Source organism: Sphingobium sp. WR1 (genome assembly GCF_059693745.1).
This window is the reverse complement of sequence record NZ_JCATID010000003.1, coordinates 298,634-313,639: the sequence shown is the minus strand read 5'-3', so window position 1 is coordinate 313,639 and position 15,006 is coordinate 298,634. Positions and strand designations below refer to the sequence as shown.

Genomic DNA, 15,006 nt, shown 5'->3' with positions numbered 1-15,006 from the left:
TAAATCATCAGCGAACGGCTAAAAATGGTCGAAACTCAATGAAAATCGCGCGATCCCGGCAATATTCGCACATTGCGCGGGTGGCTGGCGGTGCGCGGATGGGGCCGGGAGTCGCGGGCTTCCGGCTGCATCAGCCGGTTCATTTCCGCCGTCCGGTCATGCACGCGGGTCGCCATCAGGTGGACGACGCCTTCCTTGCTGCGCTGTATCTCCCCCTCCACCAGCATCAGGCTGCTGGCCATCACCGGGCGGCGCTGCATTTCGAACAGCCGCGCCCACAGCAGGATGTTGGTGATGCCCGTCTCATCCTCGATGGTGATGAAGACCGCATTGCCCTTGCCCGGCCGCTGCCGCACCAGCACCACGCCCGCCACCTTCACCCGCGCGCCATTCTTCGCCGCGCTCGCCTGCGCGCAGCGCAGCACGCCCTCGGCCGCGAAGACGGGACGCAGGAACTGCATCGGATGGCCCTTCAAGGACAGGCGCGTCACCGCATAGTCGGTCGCCACCTGCTCGGCGAGCGGCATGGCGGGCAGGGCCGCGTCCGGCTCCGCGCCCAGTTCGCGCGCCTCCCCGCCCCGCATCCGCGCCGCCGCGAAGAGCGGCAGTTCGTCCGAGGGCGTGCGCCGCGCCTCCCACAAGGCCGTGCGCCGGTCCTGCCCCAGCGAGCGGCAGGCGTCGGCATCGGCCAGCAGCCGCAGCGCCCGCGCCGGCAGCCCGGCCCGCCGCGCCAGATCCTCGATGCCGGTGAACAGTCCGCCTTCGGCCCGCGCTGCCACCAGTTGCGCCGCCCAGGCTTCACGAAACCCGTCAATCTGGCGGAAGCCCAGCCGCAACGCCAATGCCCGTCCCTGCCCCTCGCCCCGGTTGCTCCGCCGCGATCGTAGCAGCGGCTCCAGCCCATTGTCCCACAGGCTCATATTCACATCGACATCATGGACGCTCACACCATGCTCGCGCGCGTCACGGACCAGTTGCGCGGGGGCGTAAAAACCCATGGGCTGCGCATTGAGCAGCGCGCAGGCGAAGACCGCCGGCTGATGGCATTTGATCCAGGCCGACACATAGACCAGCCGCGCGAAGGACAAAGCATGGCTTTCGGGAAAGCCATAGCTGCCGAACCCCTCGATCTGCTTGAAGCAGCGCGCGGCGAATTCCTCCGTATAGCCGCGCCGGGTCATGCCGCTGATCATCTTCTCGCGGAAATGATGGATGGTGCCGACATTGCGGAAGGTCGCCATCGCCCGGCGCAACTGGTTGGCTTCGGAATCGGAAAAATCCGCCGCCGTGATCGCCAGCTTCATCGCCTGTTCCTGAAACAGGGGCACGCCGAAGGTCTTGCCCAGCAATTGCTCCAGTTCATCGGCCGGGCCATGGTCGGGACTGGGCGAGGGATAGCTGATCTTCTCCTCGCCGCAGCGCCGGCGCAGATAGGGATGCACCATGTCGCCCTCGATCGGTCCCGGCCGCACGATCGCGACCTGCACCGTCAGGTCGTAGAGAGTGCGCGGCTTGAGGCGCGGCAGCATGTTGATCTGGGCCCGGCTTTCCACCTGGAACACGCCGATACTGTCGCCCTTGCACAGCATGTCGTAGACATCTTCATCCTCGGATTCGAGGTCCACCATCAGCTGGTGATCCCCCAGCCCATTGGCGCGCATCAGGTCGAACGCCTTGCGGATGCAGGTCAACATGCCAAGCGCCAGCACATCGACCTTCATCAGGCCGAGCGCGTCGATATCGTCCTTGTCCCATTCGATGAAACTACGGTCGGCCATGGCGGCGTGATGGATCGGAACGGTTTCGTCCAGCCGGTCCTGCGTCAGCACGAAGCCGCCAACATGCTGCGACAAATGCCGGGGGAAGGGGGCGACGAGCAACTGCCCCACCAGCGTCTGCAACTGGACGATCTGCGGATTGCCAAGGTCGAACCCCGCTTCGTCGATCCGCTTGTTGCCCAGATCGCTGGAATAGCTGCCCCAGACAGTGCCCGCGATCCGCGCGGGAATATCCTCGCTCAGGCCCAGCGCCCGCGCCACTTCCCGCACCGCGCTGCGCGATCGATAATGGATGACCGTCGCGGCGATGCCGGCGCGATGGCGGCCATAGCGGCGATAGATATATTGCATCACCTCCTCGCGCCGCTCATGCTCGAAATCGACGTCGATATCGGGCGGTTCGTTGCGGTCGGCGGAAATGAAGCGCGAAAACAGCAAATCATGATGGGTCGGATCGATGGAGGTGACGCCCAGCAGGAAGCAGACGGCGGAATTGGCGGCCGATCCGCGCCCCTGGCACAATATCGGCGGTTCCTGCTGCCGCGCGAACGTCACCACATCATGGACGGTCAGGAAATAATAGGCATAGTTGCGATCGGCGATGAAGCCCAGTTCCTCCTCCACCCGTTCGCGCAGGCCCGGCGGCAGGTCCGGGCCATAGCGATCATGCGCCGCGTCCCAGACCAGATGCGCCAGCCAGTCCTGCGGCGCCCACCCTTCCCGCACCGGCTCATGCGGATATTCATAGCGTAGCTGGGACAGGTCGAAGTCGATGAGGGAAAGGAAGCGAACGCTTTCCTGAATCGCGTCGGGCCAATGGGCATGGAGCCGCGCCATCTCCGCCGGCGCCTTCAGATGGCGTTCGGCATGAGCCTCCAGACGGCGACCGGCCTGCCCGATCGTCACGCCATGGCGGATGCAGGTGAGGATGTCGTGCAGGGGCCGCTCCCCCGGCGTGGCATAGAGCACATCATTGGTCGCCAGCAGAGGGATGCCGATCCGACGCGCCATCGCCGCCAGTTGGGTGGCGACACGCCGATCCTTTCCCCCATAGCCCTGGCCGATGCCGAGCCAGACGCCGCCCTCCGCGCGGGTCCTGAGGCGCAACAGCAGTTCCTCGACCGTCCGGGGGGGAAGCGGCGGCACCAGCGACAGATGCGAGAGGGGCTTATCCGCCTCCTGATCCTCGAAGGGGAAATCCAGCGGATCGCGGTGCGCCTCCGCCTCAGCCCCGCTGGCGACCGGCAGCACGATCAGCAGCAGATCGTCCAGATGATCGAGCAGGTCGTCGAAATACAGGATGCAGTCGCCCTTGACGGCGCGCATATTGCCGCGCGTCAGCAACCGGGTCAGCCGCCCCCATCCATGGCGCGTGCGCGGATAGGCGACGACATCCGGCGTCCCGTCGCTGAACACCAGCCGCGCGCCCGCCACGACCCGCAAGTCGATCCGGCAGGATGCTTCCTCCGCCGGAGTCAGGGTGAGCGGTTCGCCTCTTTCCTTCTTCTCGTCGAGCAATTTTTCCCGCGCCTTTCCCGGCGCATCGCGACGTGCCTTCCAGGCCCGCACCACCCCCGCCACCGTGTTGCGGTCGGCAATGCCGATACCGGTGAGGTCAAGTTCGATCGCCCGTGCCACCATGTCGGCGCCATGCGACGCGCCGCGCAGGAAGGAGAAGTTGGTCGCCGCGACCAGTTCGGCAAAGGGCGGCGCGGCTTGCGGATGGCCGCTCATGCGAACAGGCCGTGGATATACCAGCCCGGATGCGCCGCCTCTTCGCCGTAAAGCCCGTGGCGGAAGATCCAGTAGCGCCGCCCGCGCGCATCCTCGATCCGGTAATAATCGCGCGTGCGGCCGATGCTGTCGCCCTCGAGTCTGCCATCCTTCGCCTTCCACCATTCGGGCGCGATCCGTTCCGGCCCCTCATAGCGGATGATGTCGTGCAGCGTGCGGCGCCAGCGGAAGCGGTGCGGCGGCCCGTCGGGCACCTGCGCCACCACCTCGATCGGCTGGGGCGGATCGAACAGATGGAGCGGACGCATCGGCGGATCGCCCGGCTCGCCCTCCGCGTCCCAGTTTTTTGGCCAATTCCCCGGCGCGCGGCTTTCCACCGCCGGCAGGGCAAGCTGCGCCTGTTCAGGGATATGGCTGTCGCGGGCGGCAAGCCGCTGGATGCGCGCCCGCCCGGCGCGGATCGACAGGCGATCGATCAACGCGGCGGCACTGTCCTCGCGCTTCGCCTCGCCTCCCTCCAGCGCCAGTTGCGTCGGCGCCAGCCGTTCCGCCTGCGGCACGGTGAGACGCAGCATATCGAAGCCGAAGCCCGGATCGATCGGATCGGACAGCGCATCGATCCGCTCGCGCATCAGCCGCAGGATCGCGGGCGCGTCGCGCACCGGCAGGCTGGTTTCCACCCGGAGCGGGAAGGCAAGGCCGTCGCTGCGAAAGAAGACCGCCTCGAACCGGCGTCCGCCCTCGCCTCGCTCGGCCAGCCGCGCGCCCGCCTCGGCCGCCATCTCTTCGAGGATCTTGAGCGCAAAGGCAGTGCTGCCCAGCGGCTCGGCGAAACGGCGGTCGATGCGGACGGCGGGGCGGGGGCGACGGGGCGCAAGCGGCCGATGGCCCAGGCCCAGCAGCGCGTGCAGCGCATCGACCGCTTCCTCGCCAAAGCGCGCGGCGAGCGTGGCGGCGGGCAGGGCGGCAAGGTCGCCCACCGTGCGCAGCCCCGCCCGGCGCAGCGCCACCGCGCTTTCGCCCTCCAGCCCCAGCGCCTCCACCGGCAGGCGGCGCACTGCCGCTTCCTCGTCGGGCGCGGGCGGCACCGGGAAGCGGGCGAGCGCATGGGCCGCCTCCGGGCTGGCCGCGATGGCGTGGCGCACGCGCAGCCCCTGCCGCTCCAGCCGCGCGGCGGCCTCGGCGGCGAGCGCCTCCTCCCCGCCCCATAAATGGCCGCAACCGCTGATGTCGAGCATCAGCCCGTCGGCCCCGTCGGGCGCGGCATTGGGCGTGTAACGCGCACAGCCATCGCACAGCCGCTCCAGCCAGTCCTGATCGGCATGGGGATCGGCATCGAAGACGCGCAGATTCGGCTCGCGCGCCCGCGCGTCGGCCAGGGTCATGCCCGGCGTCAGCCCGATCGTCAGCCCGTCGGCATCGACCGCCGCAAGCCGCATCGCGCCGCGCACCGCTTCGACGACGATCGCCGGCCCCTCACCCCCGCCCCACAGATCGGGCCGCATGATCCGCAGCCGGTCGATCGGCAGGAAGGGGAAGCTGAGCGCCAGATAGCGCCGCACCGCCGTCGCCGCTTCGCTGTTCCTCATCATGGCGTTCATCGCCCGCGTCTCCGAATATCCCCCGCTCTTTGTCCCACATCAGCCGCCAAACCTGCCCGTCCGTCCCTGCCCGGCGGCGCAGCAGGGTGAGGGCGAAGCTGGTCAGCCCCGGCGCATTGCCGGGCAGCGGCACGGAGGGCGCCGCGGCCACGCGCCAGCGCGTTTCCGCCGCGCTCGGCACCGGCTCCGCATCGATCCGCAGCACCAGGGCGGTGACGCCCGATCCTTCCGCCGCCAGCGCCAGCCGCCGGCTGGCAGTGAGGTCGAGCAGGGGCGCCCGCCCCCGCAATTCGATCAGCAGGGCACCCAGCGCCGGGCAGCGCAGCGCATCCACCGCCGCGCGCAGCAGCATCGCCTCATCCGGCATGATGCCGAGCAACAGCCGGTCGGGATCGATGCCCAAAGCGGCAAGTCCCGGCCCATAGGGATGGCCGCCCGCCTTCCCCGCCGCGACCGTGCGCAGCCACAGCAAGGGCGCATCGCCGCTCGCCTGTCGGCTCCAGAGCAGCGACAGGCCGGCCGCAGCCGCCGCGTCCGCGCTGTCCCCGAACAGCTCATGCACCCGTCCGCGCGCCAGCCCGCCGCCCAGCGCCGCGTCCAGCCCGACATGCCCGCTGGCGAAGCGTGCGCGGGGCTGCGACGCTGGCGCGCGGTCCAACGATGCGATATGCCGCTTCAAGGCGGCGAGGCTGTGCAGCGACTCGCTCATGACATTTGTTCCTGTTATGTTCTTATCACCCACAGGAACAGCGCGAGTCAATGCAGGCCTGCACGCCCGCGCCTTTCATTCCTTCAGTTTCTTCTCCAGCGCTGCCTCCGCGCCCATTGCATAGCGGCGGCAGGCGCCCGGATCGGCGAAAGGATTGGGCGTGCGCGCCCTCGCCAGTTTCGCCAGCCGGTCGGCATCGTCATCGCCCGGATGGGCGGTGATCAGCATGTCGCAGCGCATCGCCTTCACCCGCGCGAAGGTGCCGCGAAACGCATCGACGAAACGCCGGTGCGCCGGATCGGCGAAGCGCCAGCCATCGGCCGCCATCGGATTGAGGCTGGAGGCGAAGACGATCGTCTTGCACGCCTTGTCCTCGCAACTCTTCCAGCTCCAGCTCATGCTGCCCAGCGTATGGCCCGGCGTCGCATGAGCGATGACGGCGACATCGCCCAGCCGGATCACCTCCCCGTCGCGCACCGCGCGCACTCTCGCCACGCCGGGGAAGCGCTCTAGCCAGGCCGCCTGCGGATCGTCGGGGTCGCCGCCGCCCTGCCGCAGCACGGGGGCAGCGGGCGCGCTGGCGATCACCGTCGCGCCGCTGTCCCGCGCCAGCGCGGCAATGCCGCCGGCATGGTCATAATGGGGTTCGGTGCTGAAGATCAGCTTCACCTGCCTGATCGAAAGACCGAGCCGGCGGATCTTCGCCTCGATATCCGGCACCCCCTGCGGCACTCCGCCGTCGATCAGGATCAGCCCCGCGCTGGTGCGGATCAGCGCCACGTTCAGCGCATCAAAACCGACCAGATAGGTCGTCCCATAGAAGCGCGTGAGCGGCTGAGGCTCCAGCCAGCGCTTGGCATAATCGGGCACGACCGGGCGCATCCGTGGGTCGTCAGGTTTACCCGCCCCCACCGCCATCATCCCAGCCAGGCTTATGACCAACATGGTCCTTTTCCGCATGATTCCGCCTCCATCTCTGAGTGAAAGCGAAACTGCCCCGCCGCTGCTACCGCTACAAAGCATGATTTCTCGACAGAGCCATGAGCCAGGCTTATGCCTTCTGAACCATGGACCGCGCCCAACTGCCCCTCAATGCCCTGCGCGCCTTCGAGGCGGCGGCGCGGCACCTCAACTTCACGAAAGCGGCCATCGAACTCTGCGTCAGCCAGGGCGCGGTCAGCCAGCAGGTCGCGCAACTGGAGGCGCGGCTGGGCGCACCACTTTTCCGCCGCCTGCCGCGCGGCCTGATGCTGACGGACGAGGGTCGCGCCCTGCTGCCGGTCATGGGCGATGCGCTCGACCGGATCGGCGCGACATTGGGCCGGATCGAGGGTGGCCGTCCGCGCGAGATATTGAACCTGGGCGTGGTCGGCACCTTCGCCGGCGGCTGGCTGCTGGATCGGCTGGAGGATTTCGCGCGCGCCTGCCCCCATGTCGACCTGCGGATCATGACCAACAATAACCGCGTCGACCTGGCGGGGGAGGGACTGGACCTTGCCATCCGTTTCGGTGACGGGGCCTGGCACGGCACTCATGCCGACCCGATATTGCGCGCGCCGCTTGCTCCCCTCTGCACGCCGGAGATGGCGGCGCGCCTGCCCGATCCCGCCGCGCTCGCCCGCAAAACCCTGCTCCGCTCCTATCGCGCCGACGAATGGCCGCGCTGGTTCGCGGCGGCCAGCGCGCCCTGCCCGCCGCTGCGCGGACCGGTGTTCGACAGCTCGATCCTGATGATCCATGCGGCCCTGCGCGGCATCGGCGTCGCCCTCGCTCCGCCCGCCTTGTTCGAGACCGATCTGCACGCCGGCCGCCTCGTCCAGCCCTTCGCCGCGTCGGTCGATCTGGGCGGCTACTGGCTCACCCGCCTGATGTCCCGCCCGGACAGCCCGGCGATGGCGGATTTCCGCCTTTGGCTGCTATCGACCGCTCAGGCCGGATAGGCGATCGCCATCACCTCATAGTCCTTCTCGCCCGCCGGCAGCCTCACGCGGCGCAGGTCGCCCACCGCCGCCCCGCGCAGGGCGCGCGCGATCGGCGACCCCCAGCCGATCCGCCCGGCGTCCACGTCCGTCTCGTCATTGCCCACGATCGTCACGGTGCGATGATTGTCATCCTCGTCGGCGATGGTGACGGTCGCGCCGAAATAGACCCGGCCCTTGTCGGGCTGCTGCCGGGGATCGACGACCTTAGCGTCCTTCATTTTCTTCGACAGGCGCTTCAACTGCCCGTCAATCTCGCGCATCCGCTTGCGGCCATAGAGATAGTCGCCATTCTCGCTGCGGTCGCCATTGCCCGCCGCCCAGCTCACCACCTCGACGATCGCGGGCCGCTCGACGCCCAGCAGATGGTCATAGTCGGCGCGCAGCTTCGCGAAGCCTTCGGGGGTGATGTAGTTTGGATAGGGGGTCGACATTGCCGCCCCCTAGCGCAGATTCAGCCCGGTGTCTGCTTCCCCAGATAGCGGCTCAGCACCGCGCTGGTGCCCCGGAATTTCGCACGCTCCGGGTTCATCGCCTCATAGACCACCGCATTTTCCAGCACGCGCTGCACATAGTTGCGCGTCTCGAAGATCGGGATCTGCTCGATCCAGCGCAGCATGTCGGCCCCGGCCATGCGCGGGTCGCCATTGGCGGCGATCCACTTGTTCACATTGCCCGGCCCGGCATTATAGGCCGCGACGGCCAGCGGATAGCTGCCGCCATAATAATCCAGCATCCGCTGGAAATAGCCCGACCCCAGCATGATGTTGTAGCTGGGATCGTTGAGCGAGGCGGGATTGTAGCCAAGGCCCAGCTTGCCCGCCTGCTCGCGCGCGGTGCCCGGCATCAGCTGCATCAGGCCGCGCGCGCCGGCATGGCTGACGATCTGCTTGTCGAACTGGCTTTCCTGCCGCGCGATCGCATGGACCATGGTCCAGTTATATTGCGCCGTCGGCGGCACCGGCACGCGCGGGAAAGCGGTTTCGCCATAGCCGGTCAGGCCGCTGGACACGGCACGACGACCGACCATCACGCTCATGTCGGGACGGTTGATCCGTTGCGCCAGTTCTGCGGCCAGGAAATGATCCGTGTCGCTGTCGGCATTGTTGGCGATGGCGCGGGCGAACTTGCTCTGGTCCTCCCAATAGCCCATCTGGCCGAGCGCCTTGACCGCGCGCACGACCGAACGACTGTCGAACGCTGCCCGCTCCGCCGCCGAAATCGGCACCGGCCGCTCGACCGTCGCGGGCGCGGGGATCGGCCGGCCCAGCCGTTCCAGCGCCAGTTGCCCGTAAAACTGGTCGGGATAGATGCCGGCCTGGTTGAAATAGCTGTTGGCGGTGGCGGCGTCGCCCATCTGCAATGCCGCGCGTCCCGCCCAATAATAGCCCTTCGAGCGGGTCTGGGGCGACTTGGCGGCGTCGGCATAGCGGCGGAACATCGTCACCGCGTCGCCCGGACGGTTGAGATTGTAGAAGGCGGTGGTGCCCGCCAGCCAGGCGAGACTGGTATAATCGTCGCGCACACCGATCGGCTGGTCGCTCAGCTGGACGCCGGGGGCGATCGCATCGTCGATCTTGCTGGCGATGCCATAGGCGAAGGTCCATTGGCTGTCGTTCGCCGCCGCCCGCGCCTGGTTCAGCAGCACCTCATAATATTTCTCGGCATTGCTGGGGCGGTAGGTCAGCGCGCTGCGGTTCGCCAGATATTGGCGCGCGCCCACCCAATTGCCGGTGTCGCGCATCCAGATCGCCTTGTCGGCGATGAAGCCGGCATCGCCCGCGCCGGTCGCTTCGGCCGCCTGCGCCAGCACGGACGCATCGGGCGTCTTGCGGCGCAGCGCGATGCGCGCCTGGAACGCCGCGCGCCGCGCCGGGCTGACATAGGCGATCATCCGCATCGCGCCGTTGACGTCATTGCCCCACAGCAGCGCGTCGGCACGCTGGTCATGGTCGGCGGGCGTCAGGCTGGAACCGAAGAGCGACAACAACCGCGCCTCGTCCGCCGGGCTGAGCGATCCGCCGATCCAGGCATTGCGTGCGGCGATCCGCGCCTCGGCCATGCGACCAAGCTGCATCAAGGCCACGGCGTTGCGCGCATGGCCGGTCGCGGTGCGCGCCGGGAAGCGCGCGAAGAAGGCCGTCACCTGGGCCGGATCATAGCTGTCGGGATTGATCCCCGTCTCGGCCAGCCGGCGCATCCGGTCCTCGCCGGGCCAGCCGGGATTGGCGAGGATGAAGCTGGCATAGGTGGACGCGCCCAGGCCGTCGCTCTGCTGAAGCGCGCGCCACTGGCTGATCGTGCCGGCGATGCTCATGTCGCTGGGCTGGCCGATTCGCGCCTGCACCTGATTCCATTGGCTGGCGGGCTGGCCATATTCGGGCGGGATCGGCTGGACCGTCGCGCCGGAGCGGGCGGCGGGCGGAGAAGCGGCAGGGGCAATACCTTCGGTCTGCGCGCCCGCGCCGGCGGTCATGAGCAACAAGGCAATAATCGGCATTCGGATCAGGTAACTTTCGACATGAGAGGGGGCGCACATGCTGGACATAATCGCATTTGCATCCTTATCAGGCCCTGAATGACGCGCTATAGCGCGCCGCTTCACCGATCATGCCCCGGCCGCCCGGAGATTTGAAGGAGTTTTATCATGTTTTCGGGCTCGATTCCGGCTCTGATCACCCCGTTTCGCGATGGCGCGATCGACGAACCCGCCTTCCGCGCCTTCGTCGACTGGCAGATCGAAGAAGGGTCGAGCGCGCTCGTTCCCTGCGGCACGACGGGCGAAAGCGCCACCATGACCGTGGCGGAACATAATCGCGTCATCGCCATCTGCGTCGATCAGGCGGCGGGCCGAGTGCCGGTGATCGCCGGCTGCGGTTCCAACGACACCCGAATCGCGCTGGAGCATATGTATGCCGCGCAGGCCGCCGGCGCCGACGCCGCGCTGGTGGTCGCGCCTTATTACAACAAGCCGAATCAGGAGGGCGTCTATCGCCACTTCGCCTGGCTGGCGGAGCGCTGCGATCTGCCGATCGTCCTCTATAACGTCCCCAGCCGCACCATCACCGACATCGGCGTGCCGGTGATCCACCGCCTGACGGAGGAATATCAAAGCGTCGTCGGCATCAAGGACGCCACCGGGAATCTGGGGCGCGTCACCGCGCAACGCCTCGCCTGCCGCGCCGACTTCTGCCAGCTGTCGGGCAATGACGAAACGGCGCTGGGATTCAACGCGATGGGTGGCAAGGGGTGCATCAGCGTCACCGCCAATGTCGCCCCGCGCCTGTGCGCCGATTTCCAGGCGGCCTGCGCCGCGCATGACTGGGATGGGGCCCTTGCGCTCCAGGATCGTCTCTATCCCCTGCATGACGCCCTGTTCAGCGATTCTTCACCTGGCCCGGTCAAATATGCGCTCACGCGCGTCCGCCCGGACATGCCCGGCGACGTCCGCCTGCCGATCACCTGGCCGTCGGAATCGAGCCGAACGGCGGTCGACCGCGCGCTGGAGATTGCGGGATTGGTTTGAGGCGCAGCCGACACCATATCCCGTTCGTTCCGGGCAGAGCCGCGGAATAGGAGGGGTGCGCGACGCGTATATGCAACGCCGCGCCCGACACGAACGGAAGACTAGAAAAGACCAATGGCCCGCCCCCGTCCCGCAACCTTCGACAAGAAGAAGATCGTCGCCGAGAACCGGCGGGCGAGGTTCGATTATTTCATCGAGGACGTGTTCGAGGCAGGCATCGCCCTGCAGGGAACCGAGGTGAAGGCGCTGCGCGGCGGCGAGGGCAATATCGCCGAAAGCTATGCCGAGGTGAAGGGCAACCAGGTGTGGCTGGTGAACAGCAACATCCCCGAATATAGCCACGGCAATCGCGAGAATCACACGCCCAAGCGCCCGCGCAAGCTGCTGCTGCACGAGCGCGAGATCATGAAGATGCACGGCGCGGTCGAGCGCAAGGGCATGACGCTGGTGCCCCTGATGATCTATTTCAACAGTCAGGGCCGCGCCAAGGTCGAACTGGCGCTGGCCAAGGGCAAGCAGAATCACGACAAGCGCGACAGCATCAAGGAGCGCGACTGGAAGCGCGATCAACAGCGCATCATGCGGGATAAGGGTTGATGAGCAACCGGCAGCAGAGGGGACGTTTGGCCCGCTGGTGGCACGCCAACGCCCCCACCCGCGAATCGCTGGAACAGAGCAAGGTGCTGGCTCCGGTCGCGCATCGCGTGCTTGAACCCTCGCTCTGGCGCTTCACCCGCCGCTCGGTGCCGCGCGGCGTGGCGCTGGGCCTGTTCGTCGGCATCTTCCTGCTGATCCCCGGCGTCCAGATCGCCGGCGCGGCGCTTTTCGCCCTGCCCTTCCGCGCCAACATTCCGGTTGCGGCGGCCATGACCTTCCTCTCCAATCCCGCCACGACGCCGCTCATCCTCATGGCGTCGGTGTGGCTGGGCAACTGGATATTGGGCCGCAGCGCCGATGCGTCGGGCTTCATGGCGCTGGTCGACAAACATGCCTCGCTGCGCGACTGGTGCGCCTGGCTCTTCTCCGAAGCCGCCCCCGCCATGCTGCTCGGCCTGTTCCTGATCTCGCTTGCCTGCGCCATCCTGGGCTATGTCACCGCCGACTGGTTCTGGCGCCATCGCATGGGCCGCAAATGGCAAGCGCGCAAATTGAGGATTGGCAAGGTCCACAAAAGCAGCGCATTGGAGGAGACCGCCCATATCTGACGGGTGGCTGGTTCCAGTGGCGATGCAGGGGGTTGGCCGATCATGGCCGCAAGGCTGAAAAAGGATGATGAGGCGTGGCTGAACAAACCAGCCTCGCCCTTCGCATTGCCGCTGCTCATCGGCGCGGCCTTGCTGTCGGCTGGCCTCGTCTTCTACGCGGCGGGCAGCGCCGCGCTGGCGGCGGGCTTCGCTGCGGGTGTGCTCGCCATCGCCGCCTTGATGAGCTGGTATCATCGCCTCTATCCCGGCCAGACGGCCGCCGGCGAAGCGATGCCCGACTGGACCGTCGCGCGCGCCGCCGCCGACGCTTCCAGCATAGCGATCGCCGTCACCGACCGCGCCGGACGACTGGTCTGCGCCAGCGACCTGTTCGGCGAATGGTTCCCCGGCTATCCGACCCCGCCGGGCGTCACCGGCGACGTCACTCTGACCGAGACCCTGTCCCACACCGCCCGCGCCGCGTGGCGCGACGGCGAATCAAAGATGGAGGGGATGACGCTGGGCGCGATGCGGCTGGACGTCGACATCACCCGCACCGGCCGGTCGGAGGATTATCTGCTCTGGCGCTTCACCCCCGTCCGCCAGCCGAGCGCGCTGGACGACGTCCATCGCTTCCTGACCGGCGAAGCCGGGCGGCAGCTGGGCGAAGCGGGCATCATGGCGGTGATGATCGGCGGTGAAGGCCGCATCCGCGCCGCCAACGGCGCCTTCATGCTGCGCGCCGCCGGGCGTATCGACGCCAACATCACCGGCCGGGACTTCGCCGCGCACATGCGGGTGGACGACAAGGGCCGGCTGTTCCTGGCGCGCGAGGAGGCGGGCAGCCTGCCGCTGCGCCTGCTCCAGGTCCCGCTGCGCCGCGCGAGCCAGCCGGGCGGCGGGCAGGCGGCGGCGCAGGACGGTCCGATGCTGCTCCTGCTGATCGACGAACCGGCGGGCGGCGGCGGCACGTCCGCCCTTTCCTATATCGAAACCCTGCTCTCGCTGCTGCCCTTCGGTCTTGCCATGGCCGACCGCGACGGGCGCATATTGTTCGTCAACAAGGCGTTCGCCCGCGCCTCCGGCCTCAAGTCCGGCGCCAAGCCCAGCTATCCCGGCGACCTGGTCGTGCGGGAAGACCAGGCGGCGGTCGCCGATGCGGTGCGCCGTTTCGCCGTCGGCCCGCAGATGTCGGGCGACATTGCGGTGCGCCTGCGCGAACAGCCCGACGAGCCGATCGCGCTCAGCCTGGCCGGCGTCCGGGGCCTGGGCGAAGCGGCTGTGCTGCTGTCGCTCAAGGACAATAGCGAGGAGTCCAAACTCAAGCGCCAGGTTGCGCAGGCGACCAAGATGCAGGCGATCGGCCAGCTCGCCGGGGGCGTGGCGCATGACTTCAACAATATCCTGACCGCGATCATCGGCCATTGCGACCTGATGCTGATGCGCCATACGCCCGGCGACAGCGACTATGACGACATCCAGCAGGTGAAGTCGAACAGCAACCGCGCCGCTGGCCTCACCCGCCAGTTGCTCGCCTTCTCGCGCCAGCAGACGCTGCGCCCGCAGATTCTTCAGCTGCCGGACATCGTGTCCGACGTGTCGAACCTGCTGAAGCGGCTGCTGGGCGAAAATGTGCGGCTCGACGTCAGCCATGGCCGCAACCTGGGCGCGGTGCGCGCCGATCCCGGCCAGCTGGAGCAGGTGATCGTCAACCTCGCGGTCAACGCCCGCGACGCCATGCCCGAAGGCGGCACGCTCAACATCCAGACCTATGCCGTTCCCGCCGCCAAGGCGCGCGAGATGCGCCAGCAGATCCTGCCCGTGGGCGACTATACCGCGCTGCGCGTTTCCGACACGGGGCTGGGCATACCGCCCGACATATTGTCGAAGATTTTCGAGCCCTTCTTCACCACCAAGGAATTGGGCAAGGGCACGGGCCTTGGCCTTTCGACCGTCTATGGCATCGTCAAACAGTCGGGCGGCTATATCTTCGCCGAATCCGAACTGGGCCGCGGCGCCAGCTTCGTCATCTACCTGCCCGTCTATGCGGGCGCGGACGCCGACCATGCCGTCCATGTCCAGCCGCCCGCCCGCCCCACCGAAACCTGGGGCACCGGCACTATATTGCTGGTCGAGGACGAGGATATGGTTCGCGCCGTCGCCGAACGGGCGCTGACGCGGCAGGGTTACAAGGTGCTGACCGCCAATGACGGCGAACAGGGGCTGGAGGTGCTGGCCGCCAACGATGGCATCGACCTGCTCATTTCCGACGTGGTCATGCCCAATATGGACGGCCCCGCCATGGTGACGCAGGCGCGGCAGACGCACCCGCAACTGCCCGTCCTCTTTATGTCGGGCTATGCCGAGGAGCAGCTGCGCAAGTCGATCGACATCGCAAATGTCGCCTTCCTGCCCAAGCCCTTCTCCGTCAGCCAGCTGGCGGAGGCGGCACGCGATGCGCTGACGATGCGGCCTGCCGCGGCGGAATGAACTTC

The 15,006-nt window shown here is 67.7% G+C and carries 11 protein-coding genes; 5 read left to right on the top strand and 6 right to left on the bottom strand.

Translation table 11 applies throughout. The features are described 5' to 3' along the window. Positions 1-35 precede the first annotated feature (35 nt). The 4 genes from AC58EF_RS06345 to bla form a co-directional block, all read right to left on the bottom strand. Positions 36-3,512, bottom strand: a complete 3,477-nt coding sequence (locus tag AC58EF_RS06345; RefSeq protein ID WP_497275354.1) for an error-prone DNA polymerase — start codon at positions 3,510-3,512, stop codon at positions 36-38. Then, positions 3,509-5,104 carry a Y-family DNA polymerase gene (locus AC58EF_RS06340; protein ID WP_497275437.1) on the bottom strand — a complete coding sequence of 532 codons (1,596 nt, stop codon included), beginning with the start codon at positions 5,102-5,104 and terminating at the stop codon, positions 3,509-3,511. The genes AC58EF_RS06345 and AC58EF_RS06340 overlap by 4 nt, the downstream gene beginning before the upstream one ends. Further along, positions 4,989-5,822, bottom strand: coding sequence for an ImuA family protein (locus AC58EF_RS06335; RefSeq protein WP_497275353.1), 834 nt, complete (start codon positions 5,820-5,822; stop codon positions 4,989-4,991). Before AC58EF_RS06335 ends, AC58EF_RS06340 begins: the two co-directional genes overlap by 116 nt. A gap of 75 nt (positions 5,823-5,897) precedes the next feature. After that, on the bottom strand, positions 5,898-6,767 hold the full coding sequence (gene bla, locus AC58EF_RS06330; RefSeq protein ID WP_497275351.1) for a subclass B3 metallo-beta-lactamase: 870 nt from the start codon (positions 6,765-6,767) through the stop codon (positions 5,898-5,900). A 122-nt stretch (positions 6,768-6,889) separates the two neighbouring features. Here bla and AC58EF_RS06325 point away from each other — a divergent pair, with 122 nt between their 5' ends. After that, positions 6,890-7,762 (top strand): LysR family transcriptional regulator, encoded by an 873-nt coding sequence (locus tag AC58EF_RS06325; RefSeq protein ID WP_497275349.1) that lies wholly within the window; start codon positions 6,890-6,892, stop codon positions 7,760-7,762. Here AC58EF_RS06325 and greB read toward each other — a convergent pair. Both greB and AC58EF_RS06315 read right to left on the bottom strand, forming a co-directional pair. Further along, complete coding sequence (gene greB / locus AC58EF_RS06320) at positions 7,750-8,235, bottom strand: transcription elongation factor GreB (RefSeq protein ID WP_497275347.1); 486 nt, start codon at positions 8,233-8,235, stop codon at positions 7,750-7,752. The genes AC58EF_RS06325 and greB overlap by 13 nt on opposite strands. Before the next feature lie 20 nt (positions 8,236-8,255). After that, entirely contained in the window at positions 8,256-10,349 is a 2,094-nt protein-coding gene (locus AC58EF_RS06315) for a lytic transglycosylase domain-containing protein (RefSeq protein ID WP_497275345.1), read from the bottom strand. Between the two features lie 99 nt (positions 10,350-10,448). On the opposite strand from AC58EF_RS06315, the gene dapA reads away from it, so the two are divergent. The 4 genes from dapA (at position 10,449) to AC58EF_RS06295 (ending at position 15,001) form a co-directional block, all read left to right on the top strand. Beyond that, positions 10,449-11,327, top strand: coding sequence for a 4-hydroxy-tetrahydrodipicolinate synthase (dapA, locus tag AC58EF_RS06310; protein ID WP_497275343.1), 879 nt, complete (start codon positions 10,449-10,451; stop codon positions 11,325-11,327). A 114-nt stretch (positions 11,328-11,441) separates the two neighbouring features. Then, positions 11,442-11,924: an SsrA-binding protein SmpB gene (gene smpB, locus AC58EF_RS06305; protein WP_497275342.1), complete on the top strand. Its 483-nt coding sequence runs from the start codon at positions 11,442-11,444 to the stop codon at positions 11,922-11,924. After that, positions 11,924-12,532, top strand: a complete 609-nt coding sequence (locus AC58EF_RS06300; protein WP_497275340.1) for a DUF2062 domain-containing protein — start codon at positions 11,924-11,926, stop codon at positions 12,530-12,532. The genes smpB and AC58EF_RS06300 overlap by 1 nt, the downstream gene beginning before the upstream one ends. Positions 12,533-12,574: 42 nt before the next feature. Further along, the gene (locus AC58EF_RS06295; RefSeq protein ID WP_497275338.1) at positions 12,575-15,001 is read left to right on the top strand and encodes a hybrid sensor histidine kinase/response regulator; all 2,427 of its coding nucleotides are present in this window, start codon (positions 12,575-12,577) and stop codon (positions 14,999-15,001) included. Positions 15,002-15,006 lie beyond the last annotated feature (5 nt).

Coding starts and splice junctions, on each gene's coding strand:
- AC58EF_RS06345 (WP_497275354.1), bottom strand. CDS start 3,512: ATGAGCGGCCATCCGCAAGCCGCGCCGCCCTTTGCCGAACTGGTCGCG.
- AC58EF_RS06340 (WP_497275437.1), bottom strand. CDS start 5,104: ATGATGAGGAACAGCGAAGCGGCGACGGCGGTGCGGCGCTATCTGGCG.
- AC58EF_RS06335 (WP_497275353.1), bottom strand. CDS start 5,822: ATGAGCGAGTCGCTGCACAGCCTCGCCGCCTTGAAGCGGCATATCGCA.
- bla (WP_497275351.1), bottom strand. CDS start 6,767: ATGTTGGTCATAAGCCTGGCTGGGATGATGGCGGTGGGGGCGGGTAAA.
- AC58EF_RS06325 (WP_497275349.1), top strand. CDS start 6,890: ATGGACCGCGCCCAACTGCCCCTCAATGCCCTGCGCGCCTTCGAGGCG.
- greB (WP_497275347.1), bottom strand. CDS start 8,235: ATGTCGACCCCCTATCCAAACTACATCACCCCCGAAGGCTTCGCGAAG.
- AC58EF_RS06315 (WP_497275345.1), bottom strand. CDS start 10,349: ATGTCCAGCATGTGCGCCCCCTCTCATGTCGAAAGTTACCTGATCCGA.
- dapA (WP_497275343.1), top strand. CDS start 10,449: ATGTTTTCGGGCTCGATTCCGGCTCTGATCACCCCGTTTCGCGATGGC.
- smpB (WP_497275342.1), top strand. CDS start 11,442: ATGGCCCGCCCCCGTCCCGCAACCTTCGACAAGAAGAAGATCGTCGCC.
- AC58EF_RS06300 (WP_497275340.1), top strand. CDS start 11,924: ATGAGCAACCGGCAGCAGAGGGGACGTTTGGCCCGCTGGTGGCACGCC.
- AC58EF_RS06295 (WP_497275338.1), top strand. CDS start 12,575: ATGGCCGCAAGGCTGAAAAAGGATGATGAGGCGTGGCTGAACAAACCA.